The following is a 12,165-nucleotide window of genomic DNA, read 5'->3' as shown; positions in this document are numbered from 1 at the left end:
TCCTGTCGATCATCGCGTCCAGAGCATGACCCGGACGCACCTGACGACCGGACGCTCCAGCTTACGCGCTGGTCACCATCGGCCGCGAGCTGTTTTCGCCGCAGGCGTCACCGGGGCCGATGCGCTCAGATGTACTTGGCCGGGTTGACGGCGTTGCCGTCCTCATGGATCTCGAAGTGCAGATGGCAGCCGGTCGAGGAGCCGGTGGTGCCCACATAGCCCACGGTGGTGCCCGCCGAGACCTGCGCTCCCACGGGCTGCGCATAGCCCTGCAGGTGGTGGTACGAGCTGGTGACCAGGCGACCGTTGTGGATGCCGTGGCTGAGGATGATCTTGTTCCCGGCGCCGCTGTTGTACTCCCGTGCGATGACGCGCCCGGAATGGGTCGCACCCACGGGGACCCCGCAGGCGACGGGGAAATCGACCCCGGCATGGAGCTTGCGAGTGCCGTAGATCGGGTGGACGCGCCAGCCGAAGTTCGAGTTCAGCCGAGCGTTGACGGGATAGACCCAGCCTCCGCCCTGATCCGCCGAGCCGCTCGAGGAGCCGCTCGAGCCGCCGCTGTTCTGCGAGTTCTGCTGACGCTCCCGTTCCTGCCGTGCGCGCTCCTCGCGCTCGCGCTCCTGGCGGGCGAGCTCCTCGATCTCGGTGTCGAGAGTCGAGCTGCGGGTCTCCAGCGTCGAGACATCACCCTCGTACTGCGACTTCTTGGTCTCGAGCAGCTCGCTCTGCGTCTTCTGCGTGGCGTAGAGATCATCGAGGTCCTGCTTCGCCACGGCGGCCTCGTCCTCGGCCTCCTCGGTGCGCTCGACGGCCTCCTCCGCATCGATCTTGAGCTGCTTGATCTCCTCCCGCACCGCGGTCAGCCGCTCTGCGGAGTTCTCGGTGACGGCCTGATCGGTGCGCAGCCCGTCCAGGCGCGTGCCCTGCGAGGCCATGGTCAGGCGGTAGTTCATCGAGCGGTCGACGGCATCCTGGGGGCTCTGGTTGCCGATGTAGACGGTCGAGGGATTCGGCATCCCGCCGCCCTTGTACGCGGTCAGCGCCACGGTGGCGAGCTCTTCGTTGCTGCGGCCCACCTCCTCCTGGCCCTCCTCGACCTGGCCGGAGAGCTCCCGCTCCTCCTCCTCGGCCGCGCCGAGGCGCTCGCCGATGCGGCGGTCCTCCTCACGGGCCTCCTCGAGCGCGGCCCGCGCCTCCTCGAGGTCCTCCTGCGCCTGCGGGATGAGCAGTTCTGTCTCGGCCAGTGCGATGTAGGTGTCCGCGAGATCGGAGTTGACGTCGCTGAGCTCGATGCGGAGGTCCTCGAGCTCCTCATCGACCTCGGCCCGCTCGGCGATCTTGTCATCCTTGGACCCGTCCGCCAGGGCCGGGGAGACCGGGGAGGCCAGCAGGGGCAGTGCCACCACTGCCGCGGCGAGCAGGCTCAGCGGTCGGCGCAGGATGCTCTGGGACATGCTCACACCTTCAGGTAACGGTTCAGGGAGACCACCGATGAGGCGATCGAGAGGAATGCCCCCAGCACGATCAGGAGCGGGGCGGCCCACAGCAGGTCAGCGGTGCCGACGGTGATCAGCTGCTGCCCGAGGGTGGGTGCGAGCCAGCCCTGGACGATGTAGTGCAATCCCACCCACAGCATCCCGGAGGCGATGACGCCGCCGATGAGCGCCGCGACCGCCCCCTCGAGCAGGAACGGCAGGCGGATGAAGAGGTTCGAGGCTCCGACCAGGCGCATGATCGCGATCTCCCGGCGACGGCCCGCGACCGACATCCGGATCGTGGTCGCGACCAGCAGCAGCGCGGCGATCAGCATCAGCACCGCGAGCCCGAGGGCGAACATGGTGGACTGGTTGAGCACATCGATGAACGGGGCGAAGGTGCTCAGGAGGTCGGTGACCTCGTCCACGCCGTCCCGCCCCTGGAAGAACTCGACCACGGCCGCGGAGTCGTCGGCGTTCTCGAGGGTGATGTGGAAGGAGACCGGCATGTCCTGCTCGGTGAAGTTCGAGACGAAGCTCTCGCCGGCGAACTGCTCCTGATAGATCGACAGCGCCTCCTCCTGGGACCGCTCGGAGTACGAGGCCACGTACGGGGAGAGCACATCCCCCTCGAGCGCCTCGCGCACCGAGTCGATCTGGGCGTCCGTCGCGGCACCGCCTGCGCAGGACGCGGCCGTCGAGTGCGGCGAGCACAGGAAGATCGTCACCTGCGACTGCTCGACCAGCGTCGACTTCATGTCCATGATCTGCTTCTGCATCAGCGCTCCGGCGCCGACGAAGGTCAGCGAGACCGCGGTGACGATGATGACGGAGATGACCATGGCGATGTTGCGCCACAGCCCGGTGAGGATCTCCCCGAGGATGTACCGCGCCCTCATCGCCGGTCCCCCTCGGTGGTGGTCCCGAACGGGTCCTCGGCGAAGCCGTCCTCGGCCGAGAGGTCCTCGTCCCGCGCTCGGCGTGCCTCGCGCTCGTCGATCAGGTCCTCCTCGATCACATCATCGGCGAGTCCATCGTCGGCCGTCAGGTCATCGGCCGGGTCCTGCGCAGGAGCGTCCTGCGCGGCGTCCACAGCGGGGTCGCTCTGGTCCTCCTCGGGCGGGGACTGCGGTGACGGCGCCCCGTCCCAATCGCTGCGGAGCTCCTCGTCATCCAGCGGATGCTCGGCGCGGTGGGCGGAGTCGTCGGGCAGGTTCCCGGAGATCACGCTCACCGGAGCGGGGGTCTCGTACGTGCCGTGCGGCTGGTCGCGCACCACCTGGCCGCCGACCATCTCGACCACGCGACGCTGCATCCGGTCCACGGCAGTCCGGTCGTGGGTGGCCATCACGACGGTGGTGCCTCGCTCATTGATCTCTGCCAGCAGGTCGAGGATCCCCTCTGCGGTGGCGGGATCGAGGTTGCCGGTGGGCTCGTCGGCCAGCAGGATCGAGGGGCGGTTCACGTAGGCGCGGGCGATCGCGACGCGCTGCTGCTCACCGCCGGAGAGCTCGTGCGGCAGCCGCTTGCCCTTGTCCTCCAGGCCCACCATCTCGAGCATCTCGGGCACCAGGCGTCGCACCACCTTGCGCGGGGTGCCGATCACGGCCAGGGCGAACTCGATGTTCTGGTATGCGGTCTTCGAGGGCAGCAGGCGGAAGTCCTGGAAGACCATGCCGATGTCGCGGCGCAGCGAGGGGACCTTCCACGAGGGGATGCGGGAGAGGTCCTTGCCCGCCACGTAGACGGTGCCGCGGGTGGGGGCGACCTCCTTGAGCACCATGCGCATCAGGGTCGATTTGCCGGAGCCGGAGGCACCGACCAGGAACACGAACTCCCCGCGGGTGAACTCGATGTCGAGATTCTCCACCGCGGGGTGCTGGCCACGCATGTACGTCTTGGTGACGTCGTCGAAACGGATCACTGGTGCCTGTCACATCGGGGAAGTCGTCCTCGCCCAGGGTAGGCGCGCGGCGCCCGGATTCGACTCAGCTGTGGACAGCGTCGAGGTCAAAACCTGGTCAAGTGTGGGTGCCGCTGGTCACGTGATCGTGGTGACTCAGCTGTCGGACTTGCCCTGTTCGGCACGCCAGCGGATGCCCGCGTCGATGAATTCGTCGATCTCGCCGTCGAACACCGAGGAGGGGTTGCCCTCCTGGTGCTCGGTGCGCAGGTCCTTGACCATCTGGTACGGGTTCAGCACATAGGAGCGCATCTGATCGCCCCAGCTGGCCTTGACGTCGCCGGCGAGCTCCTTGCGCTCGGCGGCCTCCTCGGCCTTCTTCAGCAGCAGCAGTCGGGACTGCATCACCCGCAGAGCCGCCGCGCGGTTCTGGATCTGGGACTTCTCGTCCTGCATGGAGACCACGGTGCCGGTGGGCAGGTGGGTCATGCGTACGGCGGAGTCGGTGGTGTTCACGGACTGGCCGCCGGGGCCGGAGGAGCGGAACACGTCGACCTTGAGGTCGTTCTCGGGGATCTCGATCGCGTCGGTGGTCTCGATCAGCGGGATCACCTCGACAGCGGCGAAGGAGGTCTGGCGGCGACCCTGGTTGTCGAAGGGGCTGATGCGCACCAGGCGGTGCGTTCCGCCCTCGACGGAGAGGGTGCCGTAGGCGTAGGGCGCGGAGATCTGGAAGGTCACGGACTTCAGGCCCGCCTCCTCCGCGTAGGAGGTGTCCATGACCTTGGCGGCGTGGCCGTGGCGCTCGGCCCAGCGCAGATACATGCGCATGAGCATCTCGGCGAAGTCCGCGGCGTCGACACCGCCGGCGCCGGCGCGGATCGTCACCACCGCATCACGCTCGTCGTACTCCCCGGCCAGCAGCGTGCGCACCTCGAGCTCATCGAGGGTCTTGTGAATGCTGACCAGCTCGTTCTCGGCCTCGGTGAGGGTGTCGGCGTCATCTTCCTCGGCGGCCAGCTCCACCATCACCTCGAGGTCCTCGATGCGGGAGGAGAGCTCCGCGATGCGGCGCCGCTCGGACTGCGCGTGCGAGAGGGCGGAGGAGACCTTCTGGGCGTTGTCGACGTCGTCCCAGAGATCCTGCGCCGAGGCCTGCTGCTCCAGATCGGCGATCTTGGCGTCGAGCGCCTCGACGTCCGTCACCTGCTCGATGGAGGACAGGGTGGAACGGAGCCGGGGGATCTCTACGGAGAAGTCGATGGAAGCCACGATGCGAGAGTCTACGGCAGGACTCTCCGGCGCACGCTCAGGCGGCTCTCCCCCGGCGGCCTCACACGGGCTCCGCGCCGTGCCTGGATCGTGCCGGAACCGTTCAGGACGGCGCGGTGACCGCGTCCGTGACGGCGGCGAGCCAGGAGCCGAGGTCGCGGCCCACCTCGACCAGCAGCTGCTCCCCCTCCTCGAGCGCCCGACGGGTCGAGCCGGCGCGGGAGGTGAGATCCCACGCCCGGTCGATGCCGGCCGCCGCGAGCTGCTCTTCGGTGAGGGTCAGCGCGCCGGCGACGGCGGCGACGGGCAGGCCCCGCTCACGTGCCCGACGGGCGACCTCGGCGGGACCCTTGCCGTGCAGGGTCTGGGCGTCGAGCTTCCCCTCGCCGGTGACGACCACGTCCGCCTGGTCCAGGAGCGCCTCGACGTCGAGCAGTTCGAAGACGGCGTCCGCGCCGGAGCGCTGGACCGCGCCCAGCAGCGCCAGAGCGAAACCGGTGCCGCCGGCGGCACCGGCACCGGGCAGCTCACTGCGGGTGCCCGCCGGGTCGAGGATCCCCGCGGCGGTGGCGAGCGATGCGTCCGCCGGGTCGATCTCCTCGGCGCGCAGTCCCTTCTGCGGTCCGTAGACGGCGGCGGCACCCTCCGGGCCGAGCAGCGGATTGGTGACGTCGTTCGCCGCGACCAGGGTGATGCCCTCCAGAGCGTTCAGCGCAGGGGTGAGGTCCGCGCTCGCCAGTGAGGTCAGGCCCTCGAGACCGGGGCGGATGTCGGTGCCGTCGGCGGTGCGCAGATGCGCACCGAGACCTTGGAGCATGCCGGCACCGGCGTCCGTGGAGGCGCTGCCGCCGAGGCCGACGATGACGGTACGGGCTCCGGCATCGAGCGCGGCGCGGAGCAGCTCGCCGAGGCCTCGGGTGGAGGCGTGGTGCGGGGCGAGGTCTCCGCCGGGAAGGGCGTGGAGGCCTACCGTCTCGGCGAGCTCGAGGACGGCGATCTCGCCCTGCTGCGCCCAGCGGGCGGTGCGGGCGGCGCCGGTGGGGCCGGTGACGGCGGCCCGATGCTCGGCGTACCCGGCGGCGAGCGCGGCGTCGACGGTGCCGTCCCCTCCGTCGGCGATCGGGCAGGACAGCAGGCGCAGCTGCGGGGCGGTCTGAGCGATCCCCACGCTCAGTGCGTGCACGACCTGAGCCGCGCTGAGGGTGCCCTTGAACTTGTCGGGCGCGAGCAGCACGGCGGGGGTGGTGGTCATCGGGCGCGGGCCTCTCCGTCGACGGTCAGCGGGATGGCGGTGTCCGTCCCTCGCGTGAACCATCCTGCCAGGGGCGGGTGGGTGCGCGCGGTGAGGACCACATGGACGGTCCCCTCCGGCTCCACCGTGACCTCGACGATGCGCAGGTCCTCCAGCCGAGAGCTCTCCAGAGGGTAGCTGCGCAGGTGCTCCTCGGCGGCCCGGCGGGCGGAGCCGGCATGGATCGCGGCGCCGTCTGCGTCGACATAGATGCGCGCCGGGTCCACGGCCTGGGATGCCGCGAGCGCGGCACTGTCCGCGGCGTGCTGGAGTCCGTTGCGCTCCAGCTGCACGCCGGTGATCGCGGTGCCCACGCCGATCACCATGAGGATCACGACGAGGACGCCGGTGGTCAGGATGGTCATCGATCCCTGGGCGTCCGCGCACCGCTCGCGCACCCTGTCGATGAGCCGGCGCATCATGCGCCCGCCCGGTACTGGTCGACCTGCACCGCATGGGACGAGCCGACCGCGACCGGGCCCACCTCGCCCAGGATCGGTCGGAGCCCGGGGACCTGCACCGGGATGCGGACCTGGGCGGTGACGGTGCCGCCCGGCGTCGAGCACGGGTCCTCGCTGCAGTGGATCTCGACCACCTGTCCATCAGGCAGTCCATGATCCTCCAGCACCATCCGGGAGTGTTCGGAGGTACGGACGGTGGCGAGGCCCGGATCGGTCTCGGTCGCGTGGATCCTGGCCGCGTCGCGGGAGATCGTGTCCGCGGCGAACACCGCGGCCTGGACGTTGCCCAGGGTGAGCACCAGATAGAGCGCGGGGATCAGCAGCGCAGCGGAGAGCACCACGAACTCGAGGACGGCGTTGCCGTCCTCGCCGGCGAGCCGTTCCCGGAACGGCACGGCACGTGGCTGGCTGGGGCGGGGCGGCGTCACCATGACTCCTCGGCGATGGCTCTGCCCTCGACGGTCATCGATCCGGTGGGGCCCAGGAGTCCTACCAGCGGCAGGGTGGAGCTCACGGTGACCCGGATGGTTCCATCAGGCTCCTGGACGGCAGTCGCCTCCGCGTCCAGTCCTGCGCCGAAGCGGTCCCCGATGAGTCGTTCAGCGCGCTCGGCACCGTCCTGTGGGGACGATCCGATCAGCGCTGCATGGTGGGCGCCCTGGACCGCCGCATCGACCAGGGTGTTGCGGGTGTGCACGATCAGGGCGGCCTGGACGATCATGAGGCCGATCATGATGATGAGCACCGCCACCATCGGGAACTCCGCCACGGCAGAGCCGTCGTCGTCCCGCAGCCGCCGTCGCAGCAGCTGCCGTCGCAGCAGACTCCCGCGATGCGACGGCATCGTGGCAGGCTCCGACTCCCCCGACCGCGCAGTGCGGCCGTGAGGTGCTCGGCGGCTGGCCCTCATGGTGTTCGGTCCCGGGGAGTCTGCGGCTCAGAGGCTTCCGCCGAGGAAGGGCGCCATCGCGTTCTGGAAGATCTGCACGATCTGCTCGGAGGCGACGGCCCAGAGCGCGACGACGATGCCTGCGGTCATCAGCGTGATCAGCACCCATCCCGGAACGTCGCCCTGGTCAGCGTTCAGTCGCGTCAGCAGTCGCTGAGCGGGGGACGGTCGGGCCGCGCGATGGCGGGCGCTGCGGTGGAGTCGGGAACGGTGGACAGTCATGTCGGCCTCCTCGGTGTGGGTTTCGGAGCGGACTCCGGGGTGGTACGGGTCAGGTCAGGAATACAGCCGTCGTCCGTGTCGGTGCCGACGACCGGCGCCTAGTCGGGGTCGGGGTCGGGGTCGGGGACATCGGAGCCTCACAGTCCGGAAGGTCATAGGGAGATCTCCAGAACGGCGAGCCCGGGGAAGATCGCGAAGACGATGACGAGCGGCAGCACGAAGAACACCACCGGGACGAGCATGAGGATCTCTCGCTGCCCGGCGGTCTCCATGAGCTCCCGCTTCGATTCCTCACGGGCGTCCTGCGCCTGCGCTCGGAGCACGTCGGCGAGCGGGGTGCCGCGCTCGATGGCGACGGAGACTCCCTCGCCGAAGCGCCCGAGCGACGCGAGCGGGGTCCTCGCCCCCAGGGAGGCCAATGCCTGGGACACACTGGTCCCGGCACGGATGTCGGCGACGGTGGCGGCGAACTCGTCGGGAAGCGCCCCCGAGGACGAGCGCGCCACTCGTTCCATCGCGGCGATCGGGCTCTCCCCGGCCGCGACCGCAAGGGCGAGCAGATCAGCGATGGTGGGGAACTCCCTCGCCATCCGCGCCGCCCGCCGCTTGATCTCGACCCCCAGCAGATAGTCGCGGAGCAGCACTCCGATCAGGGCGCCGAAGCCGACGATCAGCAGCCCCGCCAGCGGGCTGGTGCCGCGCAGAGCGATCGCGGCCACGGCCAGGACGATGCCCAGCACCAGTCCTGCGGCACCGAAGGCCACCTGCTCGACGCGGAAGGAGTCCGTCGAGGAGCGGCGGCCGGCGAGGCGCAGTCGCCGCTCGAGCTGCTCCGCTCCGCCGGTAAGCCTCTCGAGCACACCGAGAGCACGCACAGCGACAGGACCCATCAGGTTCTCGAACACCACCCGGACGCGGCTCGCACTGCGCGGGCTCGCGAACAGCGACATGGAGCGAGAACGGCGCAGATACGGATCGACTCGGGCACCCAGGTCGCGAGCACGCATCCAGGAGAGCTGTCCGAGGATCAGGAACAGACCGATGCCGAACAGGAGCCCCAGCACCGTGCCTGCCACGAGAGGTCCGGAGCCGGTCATCGCAGCACCCTCTCGTCCTGCGGCAGACGGGCGATCAGGAGCATCACCCGGTAGGCCAGGAGCGAGGCCACGGCGCCGACCACGATCAGCAGCAGACCCGTCGAGGAGTCGTAGGCCTGAGCCGCCTGGGGGCGCGTCGCCATCAGCCCCAGCACGATCCACGGTGCCGCGAGGGCGAGGCGCGCTGCGTTGACGGTCCAGGACTGGCGCGCCTCGAGCTCGGCACGTGTGCGAGCGTCCTCCCGAAGGAACGCCGACAACGTGCGCAGCAGTCCGCCCAGATCCGTGCCGCCGACGTCCCGGGTGATGCGGAGCGCTTCGACGATCCGATCACCGACAGGATCGGCCAGACGGATCTTCAAGCGGTCCAGGCATGAGCCGAAGTCGCCGCTGGCCTGATAGTCCAGCGCGTACTCCGTGAAGGCGGGGCGGAGCTCCTCCGGTCCCTTCCTGCTGAGCTGCACCAGCGCCTCCGGCAGCGACAGCCCGGCTCGGATCGCCGAGTTGATGTGGTCCACGGCCTCGGGCCACACCTCTCGCATCGCGGTGGTGCGGCGACGTGCCGCCGAGCGCAGCACCAGCGGCGGGAGCATCGAGGCGACGAGACCTATCGCCAGCGACGGGACCACCGCGCTGGAGAGCGCCCAGAGCGCGGCGGCCACCACCAGGCCCAGGCCTGCGCTCAGGGCCGGGACGGCGGCCGGGGGAACCGACGGCAGGCCCACCGTGATCAGATCGTCCCGGAGCCTGTCCAGCGCCCTCCCGATCACTCCTCGCCCGGTCGGCGCCTCGTCCTGCTCCCATGACGACCACCAGATCGAGAGCAGCCCGAGGCCGGCGATCAGTCCCAGGAACGCTCCGTCGCTCATGCGGCGGCCATCCCGCCGAGCAGCTCCGCGAGGTCGTGCCCCGCCCGGGCGAAGCGGTCCGGGTGGGGCGGTTGGCCCTCCCCTCGCACCAGTCGGTCCCCGCGCAGCGAGAAGATGTCCGAGACCTCGATGATCTCGTCCTCGACCCGGCCGCTGAGGCCGATGATCTCGCGCACCCGGCGGCGACCGTCGGCGAACATGTCCAGATGCACCACCAGATCTATCGCGCTGGCGACCGTCGGGACCACGAATCGACTGGAGACGTTCTCCCCGGCCAGCAGCGGCAGCGTGCACAGCTTCGTCACCGCGTCACGGGCCGAGTTCGCATGGATGGACGCCAGTCCCGGCAATCCGCTGTTCAGCGCGATCAGCATGTCCAGGCTCTCCGCTTCACGCACCTCCCCCACGATGATCCGACTGGGCCGCATGCGCAGGGCCTCCTTGACCAGGCGCCGCATCGAGATCTCGCCGGTGCCCTCGAGGTTCGCCTGGCGGGTCTGCATCGCCACCACGTCACGCAGGGCGAGGTTGAGCTCGAAGACCTCCTCGATGGTCACCACCCGCTCGCGCGCTCCCACCGAGCGGGCGAGGCAGCGCAGGAAGGTGGTCTTCCCGGCACCCGTCGCCCCCGAGGCGACGACGTTCAGCCCACTGGAGATCGCGGCGTCCAGGAAATCCGCGGCGTGGGCCGGGAGCGAGCCGAGGGCGACCAGGCCACGAAGGTCGTACGCCTTGGCGACGAACTTGCGGATGTTGATCGCCCAATGCTTCCGGGTGACGCTGGGGATCACAACGTGCAGGCGCGAGCCGTCCGGGAGCAGCGCATCCACGAACGGAGTGCTCATGTCCAGGCGCCGCCCGCTGCTGACGAGCATCCTCTCGACGATCCCGCGCACCTCCGTGTCGCTGAGCACGATCGTGGTCAGCTCGCTGCGCCCGTTGCGCGCACAGAAGACCTGCGAGGGCGAGTTCAGCCAGATCTCCTCGATCGTGGGGTCGTCCAGCATCTCCTGCAGCGGTCCGAAGCCGCCGATGCGGGCGGCGACCTCGGCGACCATGGTCTCGTCGTCCTCGCGCAGCACCGGCACCTCACCGGAGGAGGAGCGCCGGTCGTAATCGCTCATCACCTCGCGGATCAACGGCTCCAGCTGATCGGCGCGCACGTCGAGGCCGCGACGGCGGATCAGCTCCCGCGACTCGCTCTCGATGATGGTGGCGGCGTCCATCCATTCCCCCCAATGGTCCCGACCGGGCGGTCCTTCGGCACCCGCGATATGTGACGCACATCGCGACACCTCGGCCACTCTAGGGCGAATCGCCCTCGATCCGCCGTCACTCCCAGGAATTGTGGACAACTCTCCCCGGCCGCTCTCATGGCAGGATGACGGCTGTCCGTGAGTCCCCCGACCCCAGGAGCCCCCTCATGGCCGCTTCCTCCGCCGGCACCGATGACGATGCCCCTTCGCTGAACGGCCCCGCACTGAAGTACATGGCCAAGCGGGTGCTGAACGAGTTCCTGCGCGATGGCGGCACGGACCAGGCCGCAAAGCTCACCTACTTCATGGTGCTCTCGATCGCCCCCACTCTGCTGGCTCTGTTCTCGCTGGCCACGCTGCTGCTGGCGGGGATCAAGGACCAGATCGCCGCTCTGCTGGTCGACCTCATCAACCAGGCGGCCGGCGGCAGCGGGCTCGGTGCCGAGGATGCGGTGACCTCCACCGTGAACTCCCTGATGGGCTCCTCGACCGGCGGCACGGTCGCGCTGATCATCGGTATCGCGACCGCTCTGTGGTCCGCCTCCGCATACATCAAGGCCTACGGGAGGGTCGCGAACCACATCTACGAGGTGCCCGAGGGCCGCGGCCCGATCCGCATGAACGGCACCATGCTGCTGCTCACGGTCGCGATGATCCTGGGCATCCTGCTGGTGATGGTCTCGCTGCTGCTCAACGAGTCGCTCGTCCAGGGGCTGCTGGGTCCGATCGCCTCGCAGATCGGCGCGGAGGGAGTGCTGTCCTTCCTCGTGGGCTCGTTCCTGCCGATCTGGGCCTGGGTGAAGTGGCCGGTGATCCTGGTGATCGCCTTCGCGCTGATCTCGCTGCTGTACTGGGGCGCGCCCAACATCCAGAAGCCCTTCCGCTTCATCTCCCCCGGCGGAGTGTTCGCGATCCTCGGCATCGCCGTGGCCGCGGTGGCGCTGTCCATCTATATGGGCACGGTCGCCGGCTACTCCAGCTACGGCGCCATCGGCGGCATCATGGCCGTGCTGTTCGCGCTGTGGGTCATGAACATCGTGATCATCATGGGCGCCGAGGTCGATGCCGAGTACGAACGTGTCCGTGAGCTGGTCGCCGGCAAGCCCGCCGAGGACTCCCTGGCCCTGCCGATGCGTGATACCACCGCCGCGGAGAAGGCCGAGGAGAAGCGCGAGAAGATCGTCGACGAGGGCCGGGACATCCGCCTGCGCAACCTCCACCACGACTCCGACGCCTACACCGGCGAATCCGCACGCCTCACCCCGCGCCACGGGGTCCCCACTGTGGAGCCCGATACCGACACCGGAACCGGCGCCGGCACCGACGCCGACGCCGACCGGCGCATCACCTCCGCGAAGGACGACTGA

13 protein-coding genes are annotated in these 12,165 nt (G+C 69.6%); 1 reads left to right on the top strand and 12 read right to left on the bottom strand.

Features of this window, described 5'->3' with window-relative positions; translation table 11 throughout:
• Positions 1-125: 125 nt before the first annotated feature.
• From VF289_RS17880 to VF289_RS17825, 12 genes are all read right to left on the bottom strand, one after another.
• A complete protein-coding gene (locus VF289_RS17880; protein ID WP_330885543.1) occupies positions 126-1,457 on the bottom strand; it encodes a peptidoglycan DD-metalloendopeptidase family protein in 1,332 nt (443 codons plus the stop codon).
• Between the two features lie 2 nt (positions 1,458-1,459).
• Positions 1,460-2,377 (bottom strand): permease-like cell division protein FtsX, encoded by a 918-nt coding sequence (gene ftsX, locus VF289_RS17875; RefSeq protein ID WP_330885541.1) that lies wholly within the window; start codon positions 2,375-2,377, stop codon positions 1,460-1,462.
• Complete coding sequence (ftsE, locus tag VF289_RS17870; RefSeq protein WP_330885539.1) at positions 2,374-3,402, bottom strand: cell division ATP-binding protein FtsE; 1,029 nt, start codon at positions 3,400-3,402, stop codon at positions 2,374-2,376. Before ftsE ends, ftsX begins: the two co-directional genes overlap by 4 nt.
• Before the next feature lie 135 nt (positions 3,403-3,537).
• A complete protein-coding gene (gene prfB / locus VF289_RS17865; RefSeq protein WP_330885537.1) occupies positions 3,538-4,653 on the bottom strand; it encodes a peptide chain release factor 2 in 1,116 nt (371 codons plus the stop codon).
• Positions 4,654-4,756: 103 nt separating this feature from the next.
• Positions 4,757-5,905, bottom strand: a complete 1,149-nt coding sequence (locus VF289_RS17860) for a glycerate kinase (RefSeq protein WP_330885535.1) — start codon at positions 5,903-5,905, stop codon at positions 4,757-4,759.
• Positions 5,902-6,309, bottom strand: coding sequence for a pilus assembly protein TadG-related protein (locus VF289_RS17855; protein WP_330885533.1), 408 nt, complete (start codon positions 6,307-6,309; stop codon positions 5,902-5,904). Before VF289_RS17855 ends, VF289_RS17860 begins: the two co-directional genes overlap by 4 nt.
• Positions 6,310-6,362: 53 nt before the next feature.
• The gene (locus tag VF289_RS17850) at positions 6,363-6,836 is read right to left on the bottom strand and encodes a hypothetical protein (protein WP_330885531.1); all 474 of its coding nucleotides are present in this window, start codon (positions 6,834-6,836) and stop codon (positions 6,363-6,365) included.
• Positions 6,830-7,249, bottom strand: coding sequence for a TadE family protein (locus tag VF289_RS17845; RefSeq protein WP_330885529.1), 420 nt, complete (start codon positions 7,247-7,249; stop codon positions 6,830-6,832). Before VF289_RS17845 ends, VF289_RS17850 begins: the two co-directional genes overlap by 7 nt.
• Before the next feature lie 93 nt (positions 7,250-7,342).
• Positions 7,343-7,576, bottom strand: a complete 234-nt coding sequence (locus tag VF289_RS17840) for a hypothetical protein (RefSeq protein WP_330885528.1) — start codon at positions 7,574-7,576, stop codon at positions 7,343-7,345.
• A 152-nt stretch (positions 7,577-7,728) separates the two neighbouring features.
• A complete protein-coding gene (locus VF289_RS17835) occupies positions 7,729-8,673 on the bottom strand; it encodes a type II secretion system F family protein (RefSeq protein ID WP_330885526.1) in 945 nt (314 codons plus the stop codon).
• Positions 8,670-9,542, bottom strand: a complete 873-nt coding sequence (locus VF289_RS17830; protein WP_330885523.1) for a type II secretion system F family protein — start codon at positions 9,540-9,542, stop codon at positions 8,670-8,672. The genes VF289_RS17835 and VF289_RS17830 overlap by 4 nt, the downstream gene beginning before the upstream one ends.
• The gene (locus tag VF289_RS17825; protein WP_330885521.1) at positions 9,539-10,768 is read right to left on the bottom strand and encodes a CpaF family protein; all 1,230 of its coding nucleotides are present in this window, start codon (positions 10,766-10,768) and stop codon (positions 9,539-9,541) included. The genes VF289_RS17830 and VF289_RS17825 overlap by 4 nt, the downstream gene beginning before the upstream one ends.
• Before the next feature lie 197 nt (positions 10,769-10,965).
• On the opposite strand from VF289_RS17825, the gene VF289_RS17820 reads away from it, so the two are divergent.
• Positions 10,966-12,165, top strand: coding sequence for a YihY/virulence factor BrkB family protein (locus VF289_RS17820; RefSeq protein WP_330885519.1), 1,200 nt, complete (start codon positions 10,966-10,968; stop codon positions 12,163-12,165).

It is taken from the genome of Brachybacterium sp. (assembly GCF_036379615.1).
In the GTDB taxonomy this organism is placed as follows: domain Bacteria; phylum Actinomycetota; class Actinomycetes; order Actinomycetales; family Dermabacteraceae; genus Brachybacterium.
The sequence above is the reverse complement of the archived record's forward strand: the minus strand, read 5'-3'. Positions and strand labels throughout refer to the sequence as shown.

What these genes read in the sequence shown, in the direction of transcription:
- VF289_RS17860 (WP_330885535.1), bottom strand. Translation starts at nt 5,905, where the DNA reads ATGACCACCACCCCCGCCGTGCTGCTCGCGCCCGACAAGTTCAAGGGC.
- VF289_RS17830 (WP_330885523.1), bottom strand. Translation starts at nt 9,542, where the DNA reads ATGAGCGACGGAGCGTTCCTGGGACTGATCGCCGGCCTCGGGCTGCTC.
- VF289_RS17855 (WP_330885533.1), bottom strand. Translation starts at nt 6,309, where the DNA reads ATGACCATCCTGACCACCGGCGTCCTCGTCGTGATCCTCATGGTGATC.
- VF289_RS17845 (WP_330885529.1), bottom strand. Translation starts at nt 7,249, where the DNA reads ATGCCGTCGCATCGCGGGAGTCTGCTGCGACGGCAGCTGCTGCGACGG.
- VF289_RS17825 (WP_330885521.1), bottom strand. Translation starts at nt 10,768, where the DNA reads ATGGACGCCGCCACCATCATCGAGAGCGAGTCGCGGGAGCTGATCCGC.
- ftsX (WP_330885541.1), bottom strand. Translation starts at nt 2,377, where the DNA reads ATGAGGGCGCGGTACATCCTCGGGGAGATCCTCACCGGGCTGTGGCGC.
- VF289_RS17835 (WP_330885526.1), bottom strand. Translation starts at nt 8,673, where the DNA reads ATGACCGGCTCCGGACCTCTCGTGGCAGGCACGGTGCTGGGGCTCCTG.
- VF289_RS17850 (WP_330885531.1), bottom strand. Translation starts at nt 6,836, where the DNA reads ATGGTGACGCCGCCCCGCCCCAGCCAGCCACGTGCCGTGCCGTTCCGG.
- VF289_RS17880 (WP_330885543.1), bottom strand. Translation starts at nt 1,457, where the DNA reads ATGTCCCAGAGCATCCTGCGCCGACCGCTGAGCCTGCTCGCCGCGGCA.
- VF289_RS17840 (WP_330885528.1), bottom strand. Translation starts at nt 7,576, where the DNA reads ATGACTGTCCACCGTTCCCGACTCCACCGCAGCGCCCGCCATCGCGCG.
- VF289_RS17820 (WP_330885519.1), top strand. Translation starts at nt 10,966, where the DNA reads ATGGCCGCTTCCTCCGCCGGCACCGATGACGATGCCCCTTCGCTGAAC.